This window comes from Sabulibacter ruber, from assembly GCF_017355955.1.
In the GTDB taxonomy this organism is placed as follows: domain Bacteria; phylum Bacteroidota; class Bacteroidia; order Cytophagales; family Hymenobacteraceae; genus Nibribacter; species Nibribacter ruber_A.
In genome coordinates, this window is the sequence record NZ_JAFFID010000001.1 from 1,781,695 (window position 1) to 1,806,496 (window position 24,802).

The 24,802-nt window shown below is 46.3% G+C and carries 17 protein-coding genes; 13 read left to right on the plus strand and 4 right to left on the minus strand.

The annotated features are described in order from the left end of the window. Window positions 1-457 precede the first annotated feature (457 nt). Window positions 458-3,784, plus strand: coding sequence for a two-component regulator propeller domain-containing protein (locus JT719_RS07265; RefSeq protein ID WP_207432088.1), 3,327 nt, complete (start codon window positions 458-460; stop codon window positions 3,782-3,784). Window positions 3,785-3,851: 67 nt separating this feature from the next. On the opposite strand, the gene JT719_RS07270 is transcribed toward JT719_RS07265, so the two are convergent. The 3 genes from JT719_RS07270 to JT719_RS07280 all read right to left on the minus strand — a co-directional run bounded on the left by JT719_RS07270 (window position 3,852) and on the right by JT719_RS07280 (window position 7,583). Further along, window positions 3,852-4,859 (minus strand): N-acetylmuramoyl-L-alanine amidase, encoded by a 1,008-nt coding sequence (locus JT719_RS07270; RefSeq protein ID WP_207432089.1) that lies wholly within the window; start codon window positions 4,857-4,859, stop codon window positions 3,852-3,854. Window positions 4,860-4,868: 9 nt separating this feature from the next. Continuing rightward, the gene (locus JT719_RS07275; protein ID WP_207432091.1) at window positions 4,869-5,738 is read right to left on the minus strand and encodes a serine hydrolase; all 870 of its coding nucleotides are present in this window, start codon (window positions 5,736-5,738) and stop codon (window positions 4,869-4,871) included. Between the two features lie 177 nt (window positions 5,739-5,915). Continuing rightward, a complete protein-coding gene (locus JT719_RS07280) occupies window positions 5,916-7,583 on the minus strand; it encodes an AsmA family protein (protein ID WP_207432093.1) in 1,668 nt (555 codons plus the stop codon). 267 nt (window positions 7,584-7,850) lie between these two features. Here JT719_RS07280 and JT719_RS07285 point away from each other — a divergent pair, with 267 nt between their 5' ends. The 10 genes from JT719_RS07285 to JT719_RS07335 all read left to right on the plus strand — a co-directional run bounded on the left by JT719_RS07285 (window position 7,851) and on the right by JT719_RS07335 (window position 20,388). Then, window positions 7,851-8,354, plus strand: coding sequence for a DUF2628 domain-containing protein (locus tag JT719_RS07285; RefSeq protein WP_207432095.1), 504 nt, complete (start codon window positions 7,851-7,853; stop codon window positions 8,352-8,354). Window positions 8,355-8,989: 635 nt separating this feature from the next. Beyond that, a complete protein-coding gene (locus tag JT719_RS07290) occupies window positions 8,990-9,550 on the plus strand; it encodes a response regulator (protein WP_207432097.1) in 561 nt (186 codons plus the stop codon). Between the two features lie 802 nt (window positions 9,551-10,352). Then, window positions 10,353-11,198, plus strand: coding sequence for an ABC transporter permease (locus JT719_RS07295; RefSeq protein ID WP_207432098.1), 846 nt, complete (start codon window positions 10,353-10,355; stop codon window positions 11,196-11,198). Between the two features lie 9 nt (window positions 11,199-11,207). Continuing rightward, window positions 11,208-12,485, plus strand: coding sequence for an ABC transporter ATP-binding protein (locus JT719_RS07300; RefSeq protein ID WP_207432099.1), 1,278 nt, complete (start codon window positions 11,208-11,210; stop codon window positions 12,483-12,485). A gap of 21 nt (window positions 12,486-12,506) precedes the next feature. After that, window positions 12,507-13,826, plus strand: coding sequence for a glycosyltransferase family 2 protein (locus JT719_RS07305; protein ID WP_207432100.1), 1,320 nt, complete (start codon window positions 12,507-12,509; stop codon window positions 13,824-13,826). 34 nt (window positions 13,827-13,860) lie between these two features. Then, window positions 13,861-15,507, plus strand: a complete 1,647-nt coding sequence (locus JT719_RS25195) for a glycosyltransferase (RefSeq protein WP_242693094.1) — start codon at window positions 13,861-13,863, stop codon at window positions 15,505-15,507. 4 nt (window positions 15,508-15,511) lie between these two features. After that, window positions 15,512-16,537 (plus strand): polysaccharide deacetylase family protein, encoded by a 1,026-nt coding sequence (locus JT719_RS07320; protein WP_207432101.1) that lies wholly within the window; start codon window positions 15,512-15,514, stop codon window positions 16,535-16,537. A 19-nt stretch (window positions 16,538-16,556) separates the two neighbouring features. Continuing rightward, window positions 16,557-17,459 (plus strand): glycosyltransferase family 2 protein, encoded by a 903-nt coding sequence (locus JT719_RS07325; protein WP_207432102.1) that lies wholly within the window; start codon window positions 16,557-16,559, stop codon window positions 17,457-17,459. 12 nt (window positions 17,460-17,471) lie between these two features. After that, window positions 17,472-18,491 (plus strand): glycosyltransferase family 2 protein, encoded by a 1,020-nt coding sequence (locus tag JT719_RS07330; protein ID WP_207432103.1) that lies wholly within the window; start codon window positions 17,472-17,474, stop codon window positions 18,489-18,491. A gap of 277 nt (window positions 18,492-18,768) precedes the next feature. Beyond that, on the plus strand, window positions 18,769-20,388 hold the full coding sequence (locus JT719_RS07335) for a glycosyltransferase (RefSeq protein WP_207432104.1): 1,620 nt from the start codon (window positions 18,769-18,771) through the stop codon (window positions 20,386-20,388). Window positions 20,389-20,412: 24 nt separating this feature from the next. Here the strand turns inward: JT719_RS07335 and JT719_RS07340 are convergent, their stop codons facing one another. After that, on the minus strand, window positions 20,413-21,813 hold the full coding sequence (locus JT719_RS07340; RefSeq protein ID WP_207432105.1) for a capsule assembly Wzi family protein: 1,401 nt from the start codon (window positions 21,811-21,813) through the stop codon (window positions 20,413-20,415). A 635-nt stretch (window positions 21,814-22,448) separates the two neighbouring features. On the opposite strand from JT719_RS07340, the gene JT719_RS07345 reads away from it, so the two are divergent. After that, window positions 22,449-23,594 (plus strand): acyltransferase family protein, encoded by a 1,146-nt coding sequence (locus JT719_RS07345; protein ID WP_207432107.1) that lies wholly within the window; start codon window positions 22,449-22,451, stop codon window positions 23,592-23,594. 114 nt (window positions 23,595-23,708) lie between these two features. Continuing rightward, on the plus strand, window positions 23,709-24,725 hold the full coding sequence (locus JT719_RS07350; protein ID WP_242693095.1) for a glycosyltransferase family 2 protein: 1,017 nt from the start codon (window positions 23,709-23,711) through the stop codon (window positions 24,723-24,725). Window positions 24,726-24,802 lie beyond the last annotated feature (77 nt).

Consider the following 24,802-nt stretch of genomic DNA (forward strand, 5'->3'; position numbering starts at 1 on the left):
CCTGATTGCTAACTCAACTAAGTTATTAAAGCAGTATTTGCCAGCCTGCACACTTGCTCTAACCTAGCTTTTCAGCATTCTTAAATAATTTTACAACCCAGTTGCATTACCCTTTTTCTCTCTATTTGAAAGAAACCCATCTAACCAACAAAGTACCTAAATCAGCATATATATGGCAAAATCAAGAAAATAGCCAAATTACGCTCATTACTCAACTTTATAATTTTTTTTACCAAACAAAAATCTATTATTGAAACAGTAATCAGCTTCTGGAGCAACTCCCCCTTGCATTAAATAGGATTCATCGCATCTGAAACTCCGGATAAATAATCCCTTTTCCGCTGAAGATTACTAGAAAAATCACCATATCGCACAAAGAGCATTTATGCGTTTAATTAGGTTTACTGGTGTTGGAACACTTTTAGTTGTATTGCTCTTTTCAAGCATTTGCCTCACCATGGCCCAGTCTACCCCGGCTACCTGGTACAGACCTACTTATGTCTCTAAAGTTTGGGATAACAAGAATGGCCTGCCCCAGAACACGGTGTTCGATCTCAAAAAAGATGACCGGGGCTTTCTGTGGCTGGCAACGGAAGAAGGGGTAAGCTGCTTTGACGGCAACACCTTTGAAGTCTTCAATGAGACCAATGTACCGGGCTTAACCTCCAGTGCATTCTACAGCATTGCGCCCGCCCTAGGCGGGGGAATCTGGGCTGCCTCTGACTATGCCGTAGTACGGGTTAACCGGAACAAGGCCCAGGCCATTGAACTGAAGAACTACATCAAAAACTCCAGAATCACCTGTATCAACCAGGACCAGCAAGGCAGACTTTGGATAGGAACGCAAGCCGGTGATTTACTTTACCTGCAAAACAACACCGTATTTTCAGCGAAAGCATGGACGTACAAAGGAAAGAGGTCTGTGCAGGTTCTGGCGCTAACCAGAGAAGGACTTCTTGTTGGTACTGAGAAAGGCTTGTTCCAGATCAGCCAGGACCAGAGGAGTGTAAAAGCCATCCCAGGATACGAAAACCAGGACATCCGGGCGTTGGCAGTGGCCCCAGACCACTCTATCTGGATTGGCACCAAAGAGCATGGCGTGTTTCACCAAACCCAGAATCAGGCGGTGAACTTTACCCAAAAAGACGGCTTGGGCGAGTCTTTCATCACTGCTCTCTCCCTAGCTCCGGACGGTAGCCTGTGGGCCGGCACACTCACCACAGGTGTATATAGACTGCAAAACGGGAAATTCACTTCTATTAACCCCAAGGGAATGCCCGAAGATGGGGTAAGAACTATTTTGTTTGACCAACCAAATCTGGTGTGGTTGGGCACCGCCGCATCTGGCGTGGTACAGTTCAAACCCGCTGAGGTTCATATGCTGTCGGCAGAATACCAAGCACCCGACAAAGCCATTCTGCCCATCTACCAGCACCCCAACGGCGATGTCTGGTTTGGCGCTAATGGTGCCGGGGTAAGCAGAATCTCAGAAGGCAAAGTCGTGACCTACACTTCAAGGCAGGGCTTGTCGGCCGATGTGGTGCTGAGTTTGGCTGGCACCAGAAAGAATATTTTCATTGGCACTCCCAACGGTTTAAACCGTTTCAACCTGAGCACAGGCAAAATAGAAGAAACCTACACGGAGCAGCATGGCTTAGCCAGTGACATCATACAGGCACTGTATGCAGACCAACAAGAAAGACTGTGGATTGCGACCCGTTCCGGCGGGATTCACACCGTAGGACCTGATGGCAAGGTGAAAAAGGTGCAAGTCCCACCTGGCTTAGCGAAAGCTGATTTTGTGAGCATTTTTGAAGACCGGACCCAAAACAAGTGGATAGGAAGCAGGGGAGCCGGAATGGTGCGGCTTTCACCAGCGGGTCAGCTCACCCACTTCTACGCTAAACAAGGTTTGCCCGCCGGAATCATCGATTGCTTCTACCAGGATGCCGAGGGAGACCTGTGGTTGGGCACTGACAAAGGCCTGGTGTGCTACACGAACAATCGGTTTTTCTTACTTAATAAAACCAATGGTCTGCATTTCAACGGCATTTACCAAATCCTGGAGGATGGGAAAGGATACTTATGGCTTAGCGGCAGCTTTGGCTTGCAACGCATTTCTCTTCAGGAACTGCTAAAAGCCAAGAAATCCCAAAACAGGAAGATCCAGGTGACTGCCCGGTTGTATGACACCTCAGACGGCCTGGCTAACGCAGAGATGAACGGCGGTATTTTTCCGGCGGGCTACAAACTACAGGATGGCACCTTGTGGTTTCCTACGGTAGAAGGAGTGGCCATTGTTGACCCGGCCACCACCCAGTTGAAAAAAGGCCCGGTGAACGTGTCCATCCTGGAGTTTCGCATGGGCAACACAGCCCTTGATCTCTCCCAACCTATTGTGCTGCCCCCGGGCGTTAACACCCTGGAGATTGACTACACCAGCATTCAGTTCGCGAAACCCTCGGCCGTAAATTTCTACTACCGGCTGAAAGGGATAAACAATGCCTGGGAATTTGCAGACCAACGGAGAACCGCCTACTTCACCACCCTGAAACCCGGCACCTACACCTTTGAGGTGAAAGCAGAACTGAACGGGGTATGGTCCCAACCGGTGCAGCTTACGTTCAAGGTGAAGCCTTTCTTTTACCAAAGCAGCTGGTTTACGTTTTTGATGGTGCTCCTTCTGTTCCTGGCCGGGTACTTCCTGAAGAAATTTCTTTCCAAGCATCAGCAGGAGAGATGGCTTAAAGAGTTGGTGGAGGCCCGTACGCAGGACCTGAAAGACAGCAATGACCGTTTTCAGTTAGTCAACAAAGCTACTTTTCTGGTGGTCTGGGAATATGACCCGGTACGCCAGGATGTGTACTGGGGCGAGAGCCTGGAAAGTCTGTTTGGCCACAAACCTGCGGATAAGGCAGAAAATTACAACCTCTGGTTTGAGAACATCCATCCGGCTGATTCTGACAGAATCCTTTCCACCTTCAACAGTTCCCTTGTCGGGGATACCTTGACCTGGAACGAGGAGTACCGCTTCCGGAAGGGGGATGGCCACTACGCCAATGTCGTTGACCGGGGGTATATCTTACGGGACAGCCAGGGCAAAGCCATCCGGATGCTGGGCGCCATGCAGGACATCACCAAAGTAAAGGAAGAAGAGCAACGCCTGAAACTGCTGGAGTCTGTGATCACCAACGCCACGGATGCTGTCATCATCACCGATGCCCGGCTAGAAGAACCTGGCCCCAGAATACTCTACGTAAACGAGGCGTTCACCAGAATGACGGGATATCTTCCGGAAGAAGCCATAGGCCAATCGCCGCGCTTTCTGCAGGGGCCAAACTCTGACCGGGCCGAGCTGGACAAGCTTAAACAATCGCTCCAGCAAGGCGAAGCCTGTGAGATTGGCATCCTGAATTACCGCAAGAACGGCGATGAGTTCTTCGTGAGCATGAACATTTCCCCGGTAACCGATCAGCAGGGCCGCTTAACCCATTTCATCTCTATTGAAAGAGATGTGACTGAACGCCGCGAATACCTGAAAGCCATCGAAAGCCAGAACGCCAAACTGCGTGAAATCGCCTGGATTCAGTCGCACGTGGTAAGGGCCCCCCTGGCCCGCATCCTCGGGTTGATCAACCTGCTGGAAGGAAACCACTCCCAGAAATTTGATCAGCAAACCCTTTACGGCTACATCAAAACCTCAGGAGTGGAACTGGACACCATCATCCGGGACATTGTGCAGAAAGCCGAAAACGTGGAGAACGAGATTGAAGTGAATGCTTAAAGCAGCAATGATTGCTTCCTAAAAACTGTTTTAGCTCTTCTTTCTGCAAAACAGCGCCAAAACGAAGTTACCGTTTGACAGGGACATAAAACTCTCTGGCTCTTAGAGCTTCCTGAGCGGCTTCTTCTTTCCTGCCCAAGCGTTTCAATAAATAGGCCCGGCGCTGGTGGCAAAGGGCTGCTACGTAAGAGTCTGGGAACGATCTGGCGGAGCGGGTAAAGAGGTCATAGGCCTGCCGCACCGATGCCGTGTCTTTGGCCTGCTTTAACAGCTCCACTCCCTCCTGGTAATCCTGCAGCCAGCGCTTAGCGGTTTCGCTCATGCGCTCCGCCTCCTGAAAAGCCCTGAACGGAGGCAGGGTGACTTTTGAGTTCTTGGGCAGAATGGCCGGCGGTTCCTTTGTGAAGAAATCCTCCAGCGCTTCTAGGTATGCCTGCGCCTCCTGTTGGTTGTATTCTGGCCTTTTCAGGCGCGCCTCCTCCGGAGCATGGGTGAAGAAGGAAGCCTCCGCAATTACGGCCGGAATGCCATAGGTGTCCCGCAACACCTTGGCTCCGGCGGTAGGGAAAATAGCATGGTCAGAGGCAATACTCACGGGCACATCGGCTTTGTAGTGGCTTTTGAGCAGGGCACTGGCTATTTTCTTGGCCAACTTCACGCTGGCTTTGTTTTCTCTGGCGTACCCGTGGTAGTAAATGATAGGGAAGTTTACCAGCGGGTCTGCCGTTGCGTTATGGTGAATGGAAAGAAAAACCTGCGCTTTGTTCTGGACGGCCAGTTTCACCCGATCCTCGAAAGGCACATTGGTATCCTGGGTGCGGGTCATGAGTACGGTGGCGCCTCTTTCTTCCAGTAGTTTCTGCAGGAGCAGCGCTACCCGAAGGTTGATCCACTCCTCGCGCTCGCCGGTTGGCCCTACCCGGTACTTATCTGTCTGGGCAGTTCCGCCGTGGCCGGCATCCACGCAAATAATTTTACCGGCTAAGGAGTTTTTGGTTTTCTGCGCGTTTCCGCCAAAAGACACCAGAAATAGAAAAGCAATCAGGATGGGGGCTACTTTGAGGAAGCGTATCATGGGGGAAAATCACTTTATTAGTTTAGGGTCCACGTAGGTGCCGTAACGGGTAGCATTGCCCAGCCGCCAGAAGTACTGGTACAGAACCTCAGAAACATCTTCTATCACCCGCTCTGCTTTTCCCGGTTGTTTATAGCTTTCCATGATGGCGACGGCATAAGGTCGTTCGGGGAGCAGCACCAAGGCCCACTCAGTGGAAACCCCGTTCAAAATACCCGGCTTAAAGGCCAGAGGCACGTTGCCCGGAATACCAGGCGCCAACCTGCTGGTTTCCCGGTTTGTCTTTTGCAGAATGGAGACAATCTCCGCCGAGGCTGCCTTGTTCAGGAACTCGCCTTTGTAGAGCATCTGCAGTATTTTGGCAGCCTCGGCGGGCGTAGAGATGTTCTCCTCTCCCCTGCCCGAAGCCGCCGCCTGAATCATCTTGCGCTGTACCCGGGTTTGTTTCAAGCCCATCTGCTGCAATGACGCGTTGATGTTGGCCATGCCCACCAGATCAATCAAGGAATTGGTGGCGGTGTTGTCGCTTAAGGAAATCATGAGCACGGCCAGGTTCCGGATGCTGAAGGAAGTGCTGTCTGGCAGGTCTTTGATAATCCCGGTGCCGCCCACCACGTTGGCGGGCAGAACAGGCCGGGCATCGGTTAACCTGAACTTTCCGTTTTGGGCCTGTTTGTATACTTCCAGCAGAATAGGTACTTTAATGGCGCTGGCCTGCGGAAACACCACCTCCTGGTTAAAAGAAAACGTCTCCCCGGAAATCAAATCTATGGCTACCAGCCCCGTAAGCGCGGGAGAGGCATCAATGATCGCTTTCAATTGTTGTTGGGTTTTCTGCCGCAGCAATTCCCTGGTTTGGCTCTGGGCCTGGACTTTCATTGCACCAAACAGAAAACTAAGAGTAAAGAGCAGGCAGGTAACATATCTCATAAGCAATGCCACTGGGGAGCAAGTATCGGTTGAAAGCCTTAAGGTAGGACTTACCGCCTCTACTTCAAAAATCCAGTGCTACCCTTCTGCGCATCTTTGCACCTAAACAGGCTCTTGCCTGCCCGTTTACATGGGAGCACCAATCACCGAGAGCACTCCGTTGGCCAAGCAGTCTTTCCAGTAGGTCAGAAAAGAGCGCTCTGCCCTGCGTTTCACTTTGATGTCACCTTCGCGGGGAGCTTTTCCGTCTTTCTCGCTTTCTGATTTCAGCACCAATTTGTTCGCCGCTAAAGACTTGATCTTATTGCCCAGAGACTGTTTACGGTCTTCTGATTTGTTCAGTAAGTCCACCTTGAAGTCATCGTACTGCAGTTGCATGGAACCGCTGGCCGAGGCTTTGGTTAGCTCCAACCTGAATGACCCTTTCTGCAGATACCCACTCTTTACGCGCACAAACATGCTGGGCTCAATAATGGGGTTCAGGATGGCCGGGTTGCCTTTGCCAATGGTGCCCTCTATGGAATGGTAGCCGCTGGGGTCCAGCAGTGCCAGCCGCACGGTAGCTTCCATCACGGCTTTGCCCATTACCAAACCCCGGGCTTTCAACACCGCGGGGTTCTTGTGGGAGACCAAGGTTCTGTCATTGGTAAGATTGGTGAGGGTCAGGTCAATGTTGCTGCCGGTAACGTAGCCTGTCCTGAACGCCTTTTCGGCTAGCTGCTCATAATGCACGTACATGTCTGTCACCTGTGCCCGGCGCACATTCAACCCGAAAGACACCTGCCGGATGAGGTCATGGGGCAAATACCCATTTCCTTTGGCGGGGAAGTTTTTGCCATCTTTAAAAGCACTCACCCGTGGTTTCTGCAGCACGAGGGTGCTCATATACAAGGCGGAGTTCCTGAAAGCGTTGGAGAAGTCAATATTTTTCATGGTGATAGCCGGCACCTGCACCTTAAATCTGGTCACCGCCATCTTTGCTTTTCTGGACATTTCACTGGCGCTGCGCAAAGGTATCAACCTGACGTTTTCCAATACTGCCTCTTTCTCTTGGGTGGATACCTTTGCTACCTTCCCCTTGAGCTGATAATTGCCATCGGGGAAATGGAAGGTGCCTTCTTTAGCGGTGAAGGTGATGGCCTTACTGTAGTAAGCCCGGGACTTGTCTTCATAAGAAGCGCTGTCCAGTTTCACTCCGTTAGCCTGTATGTCAACACCCGCAAGAGTAAACAGGTCCGCCTTGTGGTTGTTCTTGGGTCTGTACCTGAACCCGCCATTTCTGATCTTGATTTCTTGTACAGCCAACCCCTTGAACTGCTCTCCTACCTTTTTGTGTAAGGGCTGCGAGGAGGTGTCTTGTTTCATCTGCCGCAGGAGCACCTCAGGTTCATCAAGTTGTAGGGTATGTACACTCAGCGGACCACCGAACAGCAATTTCATAAAACTGATCCCCTGCACCTTTACGCGCCCGGCTTTCACCTGAAAGGTATTAGCCGGTGCCTGTCCTGGAGATTTCCTTTGCAGCTGCTGCCACACTGAATCATTGGGTATCAGTTCAACCGCCTCCAAAGCAGCCGAGCCTGCCAGCAGGGTTATATCCAGTTCTTTCATCTGAAGCGAATACACCCCTTTAGACTTGGTACTCACCTGCTCCGTGAGCTTTTTCTCAGCCCAAGCATCCAGATTGCTGGCTGCTACCCAGAACAGCACCAGTATTGTTGCTACAACAGCACCACCGGTTAGCCAGTACTTTTTTCTTCGTGAGCTCTTTTTGGGTGCCTGTTCCACTATCATAAGAATTACCAGACCCCTTGTACGGGCGAGGAGTAGAATATACCATGCTTCTGCACGAAAATCTGAGGGCCTTTTCCGGGATAATGACTTTTATCTATGAGAAATCTTAGGTATTGCCACAGGTCATAACTCAGAACACCACTCCTGTTTTAAAGCTGGATTTCCCAAAACAGGTTCAAAACAAAGAATTCACCTGAAGGACCTACTTGCAATAAGAATGACTAGTATCTTTGGGCATTACCAATTCTCTTACCGAGTACCCTTTTTATGCCCCCTGAAGTCCTGGACCCCGAGAATGAAGACCTGGAAGATTACTACCGAGCCTACTTTGGAAGTGACGCCGACTATTATTTACAGAAACTGACCCAGTATGAAGCAGGAGTCAAGATCACGTTTAACCTTGGGGCTTTCTTCTTCGGGATTTTCTGGATGCTGTACCGGAAACTGTACATAGAAGCCCTGGTTGCTCTTCTAGTAATTTCCGGGCTTCCTTTCCTCACAAAAGCGCTGGTACAATCGCAGAGCCTGCCTACCGGTTCAGACATTCTGATTAATAACATATTTACCATTGTCTGGAGTTTACTGCTGGGGTTTGGGGGCAACTGGCTGTACATACTGAATGCTAAAAGGAAGGTAGCCAAAGGGCTTCGGCAAGAAACAAATGACACGTATGTTATTGCCAAACTGCAAAGGCAGGGAGGCATCACCCTCATCCCCCACATTATTCTGGCCGCAATAGTTCTTCTAAGCCTCTTGATGTACCGGTTCTAGCGTTTATAAAATTCTACTTCGTTTCGGGGCTGTTTTGCGTAAAAAGCCCTGAAACGAAGTAGAAACATGGCCTGGCTATCTCTCATCGCATAGCCTCTTACAGCCTTTCCAACAGAGCTACCAATCAGCGCTCAGGAGCAGAGCATCTCTCACAGAAGCTTCTTCGCTCCTGTGACCTTTAAGCTCAGTCTCACTCATCTTAGGCACCAGATCTATGCTTTTGGCTTGATAATGAGAGAAAGTACTTAACGATCAATTAATTGACTTTATTTTATTTTGATTTTAATTTTATTGCTTAATAAGTTTTAAATTATAATTTATATTAGAATAAATTATGCTTAACTTTGAACCATATACTTAAAATCCCCTCTAAGGCTCTAACGAAACCAAAATTCCAGAGTAAGAAATGAAACATTCAGTTCTTCAGATGAAACGAAGGTGTTATTGTAAAATTGAATACAGCAAGCGCATTACAGAGCATTGGATCTAACTACTCGTCCAAAAACTCAGACCTTACGCCTATTGTCTACACATGTCGTCTGCAAAAGCAGGTACCCGTTACAGGTGCTTGCCAACGTTTGAACAAATAGGCCTTGACTCAGATTGAATTACTTATACCGTTGAATCCGGCACTCATGCAGAACACTACGAATCAATCCGCCACGCCTACACCTGAGGGGCAAGAAAAGCCGAGCATCCTCTATATTGATGACCAGGAAGATAACAACGTTGTTTTCAAATCCACTTTCAGACGCTACTTCAAAGTCTTTACCGCCATGTCTGGCGAAGAAGGCCTGAGGATTATCAACTCAGAGGACATATACATAGTAATTGTAGACCAGCGGATGCCCAAAATGTCTGGGGTACAGTTTCTCAAGAACCTGCCCGAGAACAAGGACATTGTCAGGATCATCATTACTGGCTACAGCGATACAGATGCCATCCTGGATGCGATTAACAACGCCAAAGTTTACAGGTACATCATGAAGCCCTGGGACAAGGAGGAGCTGGTAAGAACCATGCAGAATGCCGTAAAAGAAGTACAGGCCCGCCGCGAAAACGCCAACCTGATCTCGTCTTTGAAGGCTAAGATTGAAGAACTAGAACAAAAGATAAATGAACTAAGCCTAGACGGTTGTCTTCTGAAAAACGACTCAAAGGATCAGGAATCATCTTCCAACCATAAAAATCAGTAAGCTATTCAGTATATATAGGCACAGGGTATTTATATAAAACATACATGAAACTACATATACGCAATCAGAGGGGATGCTTTAATAGAATATAGCAGGCAAGGCAAACGGGTACACTATTTTCAGACTAAACTATACACACATACTATTAAGAGCACATTATTTTTTTTTAAACACATGTAAGTAGTTATAAAACTCTGTCAAGCCCTCCTCCATACTTGCAGAAGCCTTTATAGTTGATCACGAACCCCAGAATACAAACTCGCTCACCACACCCGCACAGATGCGTCTGCCAGCCATTCAAAGACCCTCAGGCTATCAGTTGGCTTGTCTCATAAAGAGATAACCGTTTCTGCTTTCAAATTGGGAACAATGTCCCAATTTGAAAGCAGAACTGGGTTTAGCATCAGCTCCCCCGTCACTCAGCTTTCAGGAACGGTATAGGCACCTTTAACTTTTAAACTGGATAAATCTTCTTAAAACAGATTGGTCTACAAGAATTGACTTGCCTATTTGGGTTCTCAGAAGCTTAAACCCAAAATTTTAACGGTATTATCTTATTAAGTTATTCTTAGGCATGATTCTTTATACAAGGCTCATAATTTTAAGAAAGCTCAGATTTTAATTCAAATTTTTATAACTTAAGGTAAATTTTATCATTAAATACCCAATACTGTTCTTGGTTTACTTTGGTAAAACCAGGTTAAAAACAGGCTTTTTACAGGATAGAAGTAAACCAGAGCCTTATAAAACAACAGGCTTTTAGGAGTAGCAGATCACCACAATACCATAGTTAGTTTAAGAAATGCAGGAGAATCATTGGGAAATAAGTAGCAAAACCAGCTACTGGGGGTGGAATATAAAGGAAGTATGGAGTTACAGGCATCTGGTTGCCAGTTTGATCAGACGTGAATTCCTCCTTAATTACCAGCAAACACTACTTGGCCCTATCTGGATCTTGATACAGCCTGTCATGACCTTGGTCACGTATGTGCTGGTGTTTGGCGTAGTGGTGGGGGTACCTACCGGTAAAATCCCGCCGGTCTTATTTTACTTTTCTGGCATTATCCTATGGAACCTGTTCAATGATTGTTTTACGGGTACGGCATATACCTTCAAAGAGAATGATCATCTATTCAGCAAGGTCTACTTTCCGCGGTTAGTAATGCCTATTTCGGTGGTCAGCACCCACTTCCTACGCTTTCTGATGCAACTGGCCCTCCTGGTCCTTATCATGCTGTATTACTGGCTGTTCAGGCAGACGCCCTTCCTGTCTACTCCCTGGCTGCTGGTGGTGGTACCGGCCGTGATCTTGGTCATAGGTGCAATTGGGCTCGCGCTGGGGCTCTTCTGTTCTGTTTTAACCGCTAAATACCGGGACCTGGCAAACTTTGTAAGCCTGGGAATCCGGTTATTTATGTTCGTAACCCCTGTGATCTATCCCCTCGGCTCCGTGCCAGAAAATGCCCGCTGGATGGTAGAAGTGAATCCGCTCACCCCTCTTTTTGAGATCTTTCGCTATGCTTTACTTGGTGAAGGTACCTTCACCACTTATGGGTTGATGTATAGTGTCGGCTTTGCGGCGATAAGCCTCTTGCTGTCTACCTTGGTTTTCAATAAGCAAGGGGATAAACTCATTGACATAGTATAACTGTTTTGTATGGCTAACACCATCATAGAAGTCGAAAACTTATCTAAGCTATACCGGTTGGGTACCATTGGTACCGGCTCGTTTCGGCAAGACCTCCAGCGTTGGTGGAACTCCTCTGTCTTAAAAAAGCAGGATCCTTTTTTTGACTTGCAAGCCGAGGACGCTCCTGCCAACAACCAATATCTTTGGGCTTTACGCGACATCAACTTTGAGGTAAACAGAGGCGATGTCTTGGGGATCATCGGGAGCAATGGCTCCGGGAAATCTACGCTTCTTAAAATCATCTCCCGCATTGTCCGCCCTACCCACGGCTCTGTAAGGGGGCATGGCAAAGTAAGCAGCTTGTTGGAAGTGGGCACAGGATTCCACCAGGAACTCACCGGCCGGGAAAACATCTTCATCAGCGGGTACATCCTGGGCATGAGTAAGAATGAGATCAGGAGAAAGTTTGATGAAATAGTGGAATTCTCTGGAATTGAGCAGTTCATTGACACACCTGTAAAGCGGTACTCCTCGGGCATGTATGTACGGCTGGCCTTTGCGGTAGCCGCTCACCTGGAGCCTGACATCTTGATTGTTGATGAGGTATTAGCCGTGGGCGATAGCGAGTTCCAGAAGAAATGCCTGGGTAAAATGAGAGAAGTCTCCAACAGTGACGGCAGAACCATCCTGTTTGTAAGCCACTCCATGCAAGCGGTAAAAAACCTATGCAACACGGCGTTGTGGTTAAACAAAGGCCGGATGCAGGAAATTGGAGAGGTGTCCACTATTGTGAATAAATACATCTCCAAAGTACAGCAGAAAAGGCTGTTGCAGGAATGGGAAACGCCGGAAGCTGCGCCGGGAAATAACCTGGTCAGATTTAGTAGACTGGAGTTGATTCCGCAACTGGAACACCCAGAGGCTCCTATGGACATTCGCACTCCCATCACTGTCAAATTCCGCTTCTGGAACATGGCTGACAACCAGGAGCTAAGCGTAGGGCTGCACCTTTTCTCCTATGGAGGAGATTGCATTTTTGATGTTTCCTCCCCTTCCGTTCTTTTCCAGAAGGGGTTTGTGGAGGGAGAGTGTAGTATCCCGGGCAACTTCCTGAATGATGGCTCTTATTATATCTCTTTGATCATTGTGAAAGACACCTCGGTGGACCTTTTTTACTTTGAGGAATGCCTGTCTTTTGAGTTAGAAGATTACCGGGGAGATATCAAATGGTTTGGTAAGTGGATGGGAGCGGTTCGTCCCAAGCTTCCCTTCAAATTAGAGCAGACCGAAATGGAGCTTGTTTAGCCAATAACCTGCCCAAGCAACATGAAAAAGAATTGGCCCTACACCATTACCCACCACTCTTTGGATGCATCTATCCTGATGCCTGAACTGGCCGGAAAGGACAGAGGGAACTACTTTGTCTTTTGGTGGAGGAGCGTGGCGTTGGGTCAACTGTTTCTGGAACCAAACGAAGTTATATCGGAAGAAAAGTTTTACCACCAGCTTATTCAGGCGATTGCCCCTACAATTGATTTCTATACGAGTGGAACACCATCTTACCAATGGGAACAGGCATTGAAGACAAAAGACTTTAATGCCTGGAAGAACTGGATGGATTCTGTCTTCACTTCCCATACTTCCTCCGCTGTTCCTGCCCAGGTACCTGTATCTGTTGTCATTTGTACCCGCAATAGAGCCAAGCATTTGCACCTATGCCTTGAAAGGCTGCAAATGCTAACATGCTTTCCCACAGAAATCATTGTGGTAGACAATGCCCCAACAGATGAAAGCAGCAAAGAAGTAACCATGGGGTTCAAAGAGGTTACCTACGTTAGGGAGCCACGAGCAGGGTTGGATATTGCCAGAAATACCGGAATCAGGAAGGCCAATTGCCCCATCGTTGCTTATTTGGATGATGATGTAGTCGTGCATCCACTTTGGGTATACCGGGTCTGGGAAACCTTTCAGGAGGAGAACACGGCGGCCATGACCGGCTTGGTGATCGCCTCTGAACTGGAAACAGAAGCGCAGCAAATTTTTGAAAGACACTGGAGCTTCAACCGAGGCTACCTTGACAAGGTGTATGACACCCACTTTTTCAACAGTGGGCTCTCGCAAGGTCCTCCTGTTTGGGACATTGGCGCTGGGGCAAACATGGCATTCCGGAAATCAGTTTTTGCCAAAGTGGGCTATTTTGACGAGATCCTGGATGTTGGCGCAGCTGGTTGCAACGGTGACTCAGAAATGTGGTACCGCATTCTTGCCCACGGCTACACCATTCGGTACAACCCCAGAGCGGTGGCCTATCACGAGCACCGAAGAGATCTGAAGGGCTTGAGAAAGCAGATTTTCTACTATATGCGGGGGTTTACCACTGCCGCCTTGCTTCAGCAACAGCAGTACCCCTTAGCTGATTATAAAAAGTTATTGTTCCATGTGATTCCCAAACATTACTATCTACTGGTTATCAGGGGATTTCCCAGATACAGAGACCGGAACAGAACCTTGTGGTCAGAAATGACAGGTATTCTCTCTGGTTTTGCTTTTTACCGCAAAAACCGGGAGAAATCAACCGTTGATCGCGCTGAGTTAAGCAGTATCAAACCTGTTCCCGACTTGGATTTGCACCCCACACTTCAGTAAACCCTAAAAGTTTAAATTGTCTGTAATGGTATACATGGTACAACCCGAAACAAAAAAGAACAGCCAGCCAGAAAAGGCCACCCAGCCTGAACTGCCCCTGGTTTCGGTGGTGATACCCTGTTATAACCACGGCCAATATCTGCGGGAGGCGTTTGAAAGCATCTGGCAACAGGACTATCCGGCAATTGAGGTACTGGTGGTGGATGATGGCTCCACTGACAACACCCGGCAGGTAACCCAGAGTGTAGAAGGCGTCAGGTACATCTATCAGGCAAACCAGGGATTGTCCGCCGCCAGGAACACCGGCATACTGCATGCCAGAGGAGAGTTCCTGGTGTTTCTGGATGCTGATGACTGGTTGCTTCCAGGGGCCATTTCCAGTAACATCCAGTACCTGATACAGAACCCAAAACTTGCTTTTGTATCTGGTGCCCATGACAAGGTCTTTGAGAAAGAAGGCTATACCCAGGAAGAAGTCTGGGAGGTAGGATCAAACCATTATCTTCAACTGCTTCAGGGCAACTACATAGGCATGCATGCCACTGTCATGTACCAGCGCTGGGTGTTCAATGAATTTCTTTACGACACCTCCCTACCCAGGTGTGAAGACTATGACCTGTACCTGAAAGTAGCCCGGAAACACCCGGTCGCTCACCACACCAGAAAAATTGCAGCTTACCGGTTGCATAGCTCCAATATGTCTGGCAACATTCCCAAGATGCTGGAAACGGTTTTGGAGGTATTAGGCAGGCAACAAGGTCTGTTGACTTCTCCTACTGAGCAAGCCGCTTTTACCAAGGGGAACAAGATCTGGAAAGAATATTACTGCGACCTGTTATACAAGAAAGTAACCCGGGAAAAAACATCCTCTTCTTCTGAAGCGCTTACCTTTCTACAGCACAGGCCATTTCTATTAGTTAAATTCTATTTAAAAAAAGCCGCTATGATCAAGTCACTAATAAGAAAATCTACGCCTGCTTTTGGTTTAAGATTGCTTCACAAAGTTGGATTGTACAGAAGAGAAGCACCTGTGGTGGGAAAAGTAGATATGGGAGACTTTGGCCGCACTACTCCGTTCAGCAACCAATTTGGGTATGACCGAGGCGGTCCCGTGGACAGATACTACATAGAGAACTTTCTTGAGAAAGAAGCCTCCACAATCAAAGGCAGGGTTTTGGAGATTGGCGACAATGAATACACCCTGCATTATGGTGGCAAACGGGTAACCAAAAGCGATATTTTACATGTGAATGACAGCAATCCTATAGCCACCATTATTGGAGACATCAGCTCTGCCCCTCACATTCCAGACAACACCTTTGACTGTATCATCCTTACGCAAACGCTGCACCTGATCTATGACTTCAAAGGAGCTTTGGCTACCTGCCACCGTATCCTGAAGCCGGGGGGAGCCTTACTCCTGACAGTCCCTTATATCACCTCCATTGACCGCGATGAATGGGGCGAAACCTGGTACTGGTCTTTCACAGACAAAGTACTACGGAAACTGATGGCCGAGACTTTCCTTGGCGGAAAGACAGAAGTGGGATCATTTGGCAACGTTTTGGCGGCTACGGCTTTCCTGTACGGCATGGGACGTTCAGAGATTGCCACCCGGGAATTAGATCAATATGACCCCCAATACCAGGTAATCAATACAGTGAAAGCAGTAAAGGCCTAACCACTTGAAAACACAGTTACGGTACATCTACAGAAGGTTATTTGAGAACAAGGCAATGGTGCTTATGTACCACCGTATAGCTGAACCAACATCAGATATATGGGAGATTGCCGTTAGCCCCGCTCATTTTGAAGCCCAACTGCAGATACTGAAAAGGGTAGGTACCGTGGTTCCTTTGCGGGAGTTAGCGGAAGGAGTTAAAAACAAGCGGCTGAAAAACAACCACATCGCCATCACCTTTGATGATGGTTACGCGGATAATTATTTAACGGCTAAACCAATCCTGGAGAAGCATGGGCTGCCCGCCACATTTTTTGTTTCTACCGGCAATATTGGCAAGGAAAAAGAATTCTGGTGGGATGAGTTAGAGCGCTTGCTTCTCTACTCCGCTGTTTTGCCCGCAAAATTGGAAATCAAGGTAGGAAACACCCTTGTCTCTGGTGCATTGGAAGAAGAAGTGGAATTATCGGGAGATTCTGAAAAAACGCACCAAAAATGGAATGCCTGTCTGGAAACACCTCCAACCGGACGCGCGCACTTATTTTTCCAGCTTTGGCAAGCCCTCAAGCCCCTGCCCTACCCCCAACAGGAGGCAAGTCTGCAAATCATAAGGGAGTGGGCCGGGAATACAGCCCCTTACTCCCGACCAGATTTCATCAGCATGTCCACCCAGCAGCTGAGAGAACTGGCCAGCCATGAGCTTTTTGACATTGGGGCCCATACGGTTAACCATCCTGCGCTGGCATACCATCCTAAAACCCACCAGGAACAGGAGATTGCCCAAAACAAAAAGGACCTGCAAAAATTAACAGGCCAGACCATTGATTTATTGGCTTACCCCTACGGCAACTTCAATGAAGGAACAGTAAAAGTAGCCGAGGGGCTGGAATTCAAAGCCGCGGTAACCACTGAAACCCAGGTAATAACCAAAGATTCAGACCCTTACCGGTTAGGCAGAGTTCAGGTACCAAACTGGGCTCCTGAACAATTTAAATTCCAACTCAAAAAAGCTTGGGGATTAGTAAATTGATTGCATCATGAGGAGTACCATGCCAGGCGAAATACTTGTTTCAGTTATCATCCCTTTCCTGAACGAAGAGCGCTTTCTGCAAGAGGCAATAGAAAGCGTGTTAAAGCAGGATTATACCTCTTGGGAGATACTGTTAATAGATGACGGCTCTACTGACCGTAGTACCCAGATAGCCCAAGAATTTGCCCAGCGGTTTCCTGATAAGATCTTCTACCTTGAACATGAGGGCCATGTAAACAAAGGGTTGAGCGCCAGCAGAAACTTCGCGATAAGCCATGCCAGGGGCAAATACATTGCCCTGCTGGATGCTGACGATGTCTGGCTCCCGGGCAAACTTTCCAATCAGGTAACTATTTTCCAGGAAAATCCCTCAGTTGCCATGATTGCAGAAAGCTCGGCTTACTGGTATAACTGGGAAGATCCTGGTAAGAGTAACGTTGTTATCCCGGTAGGCGCTCCGCAAGATACCACCTACCCTCCACCTCAGTTGATGAAGCTTCTGTACCCGCTGGGAGAAGGAGCCGCTCCATGCCCCTCTGGGTTGATATTTACCAAAGCTGCCTTTGACAGATCTGGTGGATTTGAGGAGTCTTTCAGAAAAGAATACGGGTTGTATGAAGACCAGGCCTTATTAAGCAAGATCTATCTGTCAGAAACGGTTTACGTATCCTCAGCCTGCAATAATCTGTATCGGCAACGGGCCGAATCCATTGTTTACAGCGTGCATGCAGACGGCAAATACCACACCGTCAGGCTGTTTTACCTGAAATGGCTGAGCGCTTATCTTCATAAGATGAACATTCAGGACAAAACCATTCACGATCTTCTTAGAAAGGCGTTTTTTCGTTATCGTTATCCAATTCTGCACCTACTTACCAATACTCTTCCTGAAAAGGTCTTACATTTTGTAAAACAGAACTAAAACACAAGCACAATGCCTGCAATATCCGTCTTAATGCCGGTCTATAATGCTGAGAGATTCCTGAAAGAGGCAATAGACAGTATTTTGCAGCAGACCTTCCAGGACTTTGAGTTTATCGTTATTGACGATGAATCAAAGGACAATAGTGTAGCCATTATCAATTCCTATACAGATCAACGCATCAGGTTCATTCAAAACGAGCGAAACTTAGGGATTTCGGCCACATTGAACAAAGGCATTCAGTTAGCCAAAGCCCCCATTATTGCCCGCATGGATGCCGATGATATCAGTACTCCGGACCGGTTGCAGAAGCAGTTTGACTACTTGCAGGCGAATCCAGAGTGTGTGATGGTTTCTAGTTTGGTGAAAGTAGTAACAGAAGATGGACAATTTATCAGGGTAGACAAATTCAAAAGTAAGTTCTTTTACTACAATCTCACTTTTAGTTGCTGGATCTACCACCCTACTGTCATGTACAGGAAGCATGCTGTGGAGGAGGTAGGAATGTATACCGTTCCTTATGCCGAAGATTTTGAGTTGTTCTGGCAGCTTACCCGCAAATACAAGTTCTACAACTTATCAGAAATTTTACTTTATTACAGAGTCACAGACCAGAGCCTGCACCAGGTACTCAAAAAGAAGGAGTATGAAGAAGCCTTACAGGAGCAGTTGCTCAGAAATTTTCGCTACTACGCCGGGCCTGATTTTACCCTCCCTCTTTCTCACATAGAATGTCTCCAGCATAATTTCCAACCCTTACTGGAGATGGGCAGCGTTAAAGAAGTGATTCAATGTCTACATAATCTAGATGTTATAACTGAAGGAATTCTAAAAAAAGAAAATATCAATAAAGATGTAAAAGCCATAAAGAAAGCTGCTTTAGGTAAAAGAAACTATATCTTAATATTCTTCATCTATCATTTCCCTAAAATCAAGATAATTGAACTACTTATCAGGGACCGGAAAATCAAGTTCCTGATAGAATTGATCATAGCTGCAGCCAAAAGAAGGATAGTAAGTCCAAATCCATAAAGCCTTTGGCTTCATACCAAACTCAAAGCATCGCGTGCGTGCAAGAAATCAAACGTTAAGTTAAAATCTGTGCAGATTCAGGTTTGATTAAACTGCAGGTTTTGACTTTATTAGAATTCTACTACCGTCTTCCCGCTCTGTTACATCTACTTAATTAACAAACTATTTACCCTGGTACTCCCCCCTGTTTCCATAGTTAGGAAATTGACTACAACCTGAATTGCATAACAAGTCAGCATTTCACAAACAAGCAAGAAATTGTTAACTGCTCAATGCTATGCCTTTATTACCTCCCCCAGCATACCCCTTAGTCTCGGTTATAATTCCCTGTTATAATCATGCCTCCTATTTACCTGATGCAGTAGATAGTATACAGAGGCAAACGTACTCCAATATTGAGATCATTATCGTGGATGATGGTTCAACCGATGACACCAGAGTTGTCTCGGAAAAACTTAGTTCTGCAAAATACATTTATCAGGAAAATCAGGGGCTTTCTGCCGCCCGTAACACCGGAGCCTTACATAGTACCGGCGAGTTTTTGGTCTTTCTTGATGCGGATGACCTTCTATATCCTTATGCCATTTCTTACAACCTGGCGTATCTGCTTCAACACCCAAACGCAGCTTTTGTCTCCGGGGCTTATCTTGCTATTACCCACGCCAAGGAAAATCTGGATGATGGAGGTGAGGAAATACTAGATGATCACTACATCAACATGTTACGCAAGAACTACATTGGCATGCACGGCACGGTTATGTACAGGCGGTGGGTTTTTGATGAGTTTTTGTTTGACACCTCTCTGAAGGCTTGCGAAGACTACGATCTATACTTGCGAGTAACCCGCAAATATCCCGTTCTCCACCATACCAAAAAATTGGCGGCGTACAGAATGCATACATCCAATATGTCTGGCAACCTTCCCCTGATGTTGTCACAGGCATTGGAGGTTTTAAAGCGTCAGGAGCCAGAATTAAGATCTGACGCTGAAAGAGAAGCTTATGAAGCGGGACTAAAAGGGTTTGTTGATTATTATACAACCTTAATATATGGTTGCCTAAAAGCGGAGCAAATAAAGCCTACCCCTGAAGTACTTAATTTTCTACACCAGTACAAGCCCAAATCCTATTACATGTACTATCTGGTAGAATTCTTCACAAAGAAACTGAGCTTAAGAACAGTAACACCAAATTTTGTCTTTCGGTATCTCCATCGCCGGGGAGTTTATAAAAATTTTTTACCCGCTATTGGTAACATTAAGTTTGGAGACCTCATCAGCAAAACTCCTTTTAACCGAACCTTTGGCCAGAACAGAGGAGGCGCCATAGACCAATACTATATTGAGAATTTCCTGCGCTCAAAAGCAGATTACATCACGGGGCAAGTCCTGGAATTTGGCGAGAACCAATATGCCAAGCGTATCGGCGGGGACAAGGTGACACAATGTACGGTCTTGAGATTAGAGGACCTTGATGAAAAATCATCTACCCTCCCTGAGTTCAGCCCCAAAGTGACTGCAGGAGACAATACCTTTGATTGCATCCTATTACCCCAGGCTTTACACTTGATATATGATTTCAAGGCAGTGGTAAAGGATTGTTTTAGGGCCTTGAAACCAGGCGGCACTTTACTTCTTACCGTACCCGGTATAACACCGGTTGATTTCGGGCCGTGGGAAAAAAACTGGCTATGGACGTTCACCCGTTTTTCCATAGAAAAAATGTTAGCGGAAACGTTTCCCATCAACCATATAGAAACAAATTCTTTCGGGAACGTGTACGTTGCCTCTGCTTTCCTGTATGGGGTGGGGAAAACAGAGCTAAAGCAAGAGGAACTAGACTATCAGGACCCTCATTTCCAGGTAATCATTACCGGCAAGGCAACAAAGACAGCTTAGGATATCACAGAGAAAACAATCCCTTCACTTAATCTGCCAGTTTACTCCCAGAAGGCCTCCCGTATTATGGGATAACTGGCCCATGTCTCTTCCTACTGCTGTGGTAAAAGTCAGTGATGGTCCTATCTGGCTGATGAGTTCACCATAGAAATAGGCTTGTTTCTTTACTGACGTGAAGAGGGCATCATTATAGTAGTTGCCAGCATGTTGTACATAGGTTGCCAGGGTGCGGTAACTGATTCTGGTGGACAAATTACCTTTTAACCCCACATGCAAACCCGTCACACGGTTACTAACAACATTCCAATCATTTCCAGGGCTTCCTTCGCTTAAGTCAAGATTGTACAGGCTGGCATGCCTCCGGTTTAAGAAAAGCGGAGTCCCAATGATCTGCCCCTGATAGTCCCAACCCGTTAAGTAAGTGGCATTGTTATAATAATTGAACCTACCTTGGTAAATGACGGGCCCACCCTGGTATTTGGTGTAAATGCCTTCAATCACCACTTTACTTACTAAACCCGGATGTCTCAAATCAAAGCCAATGCCCACCAATCTGTCTCGGCTGAAAACGTTAAGGCCATTGATTTTATCCCGCGCATCGGGGCTTCCTACCCCCTTATCAAAAATAGTCTGTGTGTATAAATGCAGGGATTTGCCTTTCAGGAGAAAATTCACGCCAAAATCAGAGACGATCACATGGTTCCCGACCGCATTCACAATATCAACCGGACCTTGTTGACTGGCAGGATCGGTTTCATCACCTTTTGCTCCCACCAAAATCCTTAGGTAATCCTTGAATCTACTTGGGATCTGCCCCAAGGGGTGTCTTCCACCCCATTGGGCAAAGTGGCTCAATCCGGCATGTACATTCAGAGCATCTCGCCCTATTCTTAAACACAGGTTCTTTTCATGCAGATAGGCACCTTTGACATGATTTGAATTGCCCAACCACCCATGGCTAAATACCCCTTTAACCTTTAAGAATCCGTTTGTATGAGGTATGTTCACATAGTCTTTCACCGCTACCCCCACTTTAGGAATGGGCAGAGCATTTCTACTGACAGCTAACGAGCCACTGGATAACTCTGGATCTACGTTGCCTACTGTTTCGGCATATCGGCCGCCACGCAGCTCCCATGCGCCATACCCTACCTTTAAATAGGCTTCTTTTAGAAAAACATCCCTAAAATGGCTGTTATTGTATACATCTACTCCATACCCGATGTGAAAGGGTGCTTTTGATGACAATGGGCTCCCAGGTGGCGGAAGGTACTTTCTGGAAAAAAGGTGAGTATTGCCTATTTTGAGATGGGTAATCAAATCATGTTGTTTCAAAGGAACCGTTCCAAAGCGGTTAGCCTCTATCCAAAAAGGCGGATGATTCTCTGTGGCTATGATTCCCGAGGTGCCCCCCTCTACTTTCAAAGAATCTATGGTCTGACCTGAGACATTCATGACACATATGAGAGAAGCAAACAAAAACAGATGAACCCTTCTCATAACTGTCGGCTAATTTCTTTATCTCACAAGGTAGGTAGATACTCCAAACAACATCATTGACGATTATCAAAACTGATTTACTAAATATAATATTTATTATATAGATTATAACTAAAGCACAGCAAATTTTTATGGATGACCTGTATGAACTCACAAGCATTCTAATCAAGATTTGGCAGTTACCCACCATTGCGTCTATTTGACAATCACCTCAAACAATTTGCTGATATGATTGGGTGCCACCCTATGAAGAATATGCCAGCTTTTTGAAATGCTTCATTGGAAGCATTTCAAACCTACCTCAAGTTCATCATTAATTCTCTCCTGAAACGTCCACCCGTTTAAATTCTAAATCAAAACCAAAAAATCTGTGTAAGTACACTTTATATTAAATTTATGACTATATTTATAAGTATTTATACATTACAGGTGTTTTGTACTGCTTTTTAAAGGCATCTGGAATGAAATACTTACTTCCCTTCCCCCACAAGCAAATACCTGATACTCTCCAATAGAGCATCAAGAAACGAACAGTAGATTCTTATAAAGGCTGAATAAACTTGAGAAGCGATTTATTAATAAGCCCTACTCTACAGAACAACAACTTTGACGTGCTCAGGTTTGCGCTGGCGGTCACCGTTATCTACAGCCATTGCTATGTGATTTATTATGGGAAAACAATTGATGTTGAGCCTTTTATGGTTATCACCCAAAATCAGGCAGACCTGGGAAGTGTGGCTGTCAACTGCTTTTTTGCGATCAGTGGGTTTCTAATTGTCCGAAGCTTTCAAAACACTTCCTCAATTCCTAGTTATCTAAAAAAGAGAATCCTAAGAATTTACCCCGGGTTTCTTGTGGCGTTTGCCCTAAGTATGCTGGTAATAGCTCCTTTAAGTACGATAGACAACAGCCATCCTCAAGGAAATGTAACTGCTTATTTCCAGGAGTTCAGAGGGAAAGCGTTCCTTCTGAATCTGTTTACCCTGCAAACCCAAAGAGCGCCTTGGTCTTTCCAGGACAATCCGTTGCCCAACATGATCAATGAATCTTTATGGACTATTCAATACGAATTTATTTGCTACTTGATAGTTCCTGTTCTGGCACTCCTGGGATTGTTAAAAGGAAAATGGCAGCCTTTGGTATTGTTTGGAATTTCCTACCTCTTTTTCGCTTTACAGGAAGTAGCACACTGGTTTCAATGGGAGAATTACCAGGGAAGAATAATGAGCCATCCACTCTATCTCCCCAAATTCATTACCTACTTTATGGCAGGCGCCTGCTTTTTTCTGTATAGAAACCACATTAAGAGAAGCTTTGGCCTCATAATTGTATCAATTGTTGCTCTTATTGTTTCTTGTATTTGGCTCCCTTACTTCAATTTGGTGGCACCATTTGCTGGCTCGTATGTATTATTCTACTTGGCCTACCATCCCACCTTACCCTTTCCTAGGTTTGCAAGGAAAGGAGACTTTTCTTACGGGCTTTATCTATACGCGTGGCCTGTTCAACAGCTAGTGTTAGCTATTGCAGGTGAACACCTGAATATTTATCTGCTGTTTATACTTTCAGGCTTCATCTCTTTTATTGCGGCTTTTGTGAGTTGGCATGTAGTAGAAAAGCCTTTCCTTAAACTTAAAAAAGAGGGATCTGGGCAACCGCTTCCAACTACCAATAATCTGGAAATGAGTTACATTAAAAACAATTAACTTTTAAACTATCAAAGGTATCTAAGCCAAGGTTTAACTTATCAACCGTAAATAGGCTACCTTAATTAACTCTTAGATTGAATCACCTGCCTAAAGCCATTTTCAGACAGGTATTTGGATAGAATTATTTATTATAATTTGATTGTGCAACCAAGAATTCCGTCATCACCACCTATCATTTTGCCTCTTCCTACTGCAGGAAAGAGGCCGATTTGGTCCGTGATGATTCCTGTCTATAACTGCGCAGAGTTTCTTCCTGAAACCCTGGAAAGCGTACTGCAGCAGCAACTTCCTGAAGAGGTAATGCAAATTGAGGTTATTGATGATTGCAGTACCGATGCCAATGTAGAAGCTATTGTCAATCAAATAGGGAAAGGCAGAATCAAATACTTCAGACAACCAAGAAACGTAGGAAGTCTCCGGAATTTTGAAACTTGTATCAACCGAGCCCAGGGAGAATTGGTGCACTTACTACACGGCGACGACCGGCTCAGAAAAGGCTTCTATCAAAAAATGGGGCAACTGTTTGAGCAACACCCCCAGGCAGGAGCTGCTTTCTGCCGGTTTAGTTATATGGATGAAAGCGGGCACATAGACTACGTGCAGCCTTGCGAGATGAAGCAGGATGGGATTTTAGACAATTGGCTTTTGCGCATTGCCGAACGCCAGCGCATCCAGTACGCTTCCATTGTGGTCAAACGGGAGGTGTATGAGAAACTAGGCAGCTTTTATGGAATCACGTATGGAGAAGACTGGGAGATGTGGGTGCGCATAGCCAAACACTATCCCGTTGCCTATACCCCAGAAGTCTTAGCCGATTACCGGAAGCACCTGAGTTCTATTTCAGGACAAAAGTTTTTGAATGGCCAGTATCTGATGGATATTGCCCATGCCATGAAGCATATTCAGGAGCATTTACCAGAGAATGAGAGAAAAGCTGTTCTGGAGAAATCAAGGTACGCTTATGCCCATTATGGCGTGAGTGTTGCAAACAGAATATGGCACGCAACCCACAATAAGCAAAATGTTAAAAGCCATATAAAGCATACCCTTGTCATGCACAACGGTAGCTTCAAGCTTTATCTTAAGATTCTGAAAGTATATTTAAAGATTGTGACCAATAGAGTGTAGTCTCAAACGATATTCCACAAAGGCTTTTAACCTCCTCTTCTATCCTCTTTCCTTCTTTTTAAGCAGAACCTGTACCT

Excerpts from the sequence above, each read along its gene's own strand:
- JT719_RS07335 (WP_207432104.1), top strand. The coding sequence starts at position 18,769 with ATGCCTTTATTACCTCCCCCAGCATACCCCTTAGTCTCGGTTATAATT.
- JT719_RS07325 (WP_207432102.1), top strand. The coding sequence starts at position 16,557 with ATGCCAGGCGAAATACTTGTTTCAGTTATCATCCCTTTCCTGAACGAA.
- JT719_RS07270 (WP_207432089.1), bottom strand. The coding sequence starts at position 4,859 with ATGATACGCTTCCTCAAAGTAGCCCCCATCCTGATTGCTTTTCTATTT.
- JT719_RS07280 (WP_207432093.1), bottom strand. The coding sequence starts at position 7,583 with ATGATAGTGGAACAGGCACCCAAAAAGAGCTCACGAAGAAAAAAGTAC.
- JT719_RS07295 (WP_207432098.1), top strand. The coding sequence starts at position 10,353 with ATGCAGGAGAATCATTGGGAAATAAGTAGCAAAACCAGCTACTGGGGG.
- JT719_RS07330 (WP_207432103.1), top strand. The coding sequence starts at position 17,472 with ATGCCTGCAATATCCGTCTTAATGCCGGTCTATAATGCTGAGAGATTC.
- JT719_RS07265 (WP_207432088.1), top strand. The coding sequence starts at position 458 with ATGGCCCAGTCTACCCCGGCTACCTGGTACAGACCTACTTATGTCTCT.
- JT719_RS07290 (WP_207432097.1), top strand. The coding sequence starts at position 8,990 with ATGCAGAACACTACGAATCAATCCGCCACGCCTACACCTGAGGGGCAA.
- JT719_RS07305 (WP_207432100.1), top strand. The coding sequence starts at position 12,507 with ATGAAAAAGAATTGGCCCTACACCATTACCCACCACTCTTTGGATGCA.
- JT719_RS07275 (WP_207432091.1), bottom strand. The coding sequence starts at position 5,738 with ATGAAAGTCCAGGCCCAGAGCCAAACCAGGGAATTGCTGCGGCAGAAA.
- JT719_RS07300 (WP_207432099.1), top strand. The coding sequence starts at position 11,208 with ATGGCTAACACCATCATAGAAGTCGAAAACTTATCTAAGCTATACCGG.
- JT719_RS25195 (WP_242693094.1), top strand. The coding sequence starts at position 13,861 with ATGGTACAACCCGAAACAAAAAAGAACAGCCAGCCAGAAAAGGCCACC.
- JT719_RS07285 (WP_207432095.1), top strand. The coding sequence starts at position 7,851 with ATGCCCCCTGAAGTCCTGGACCCCGAGAATGAAGACCTGGAAGATTAC.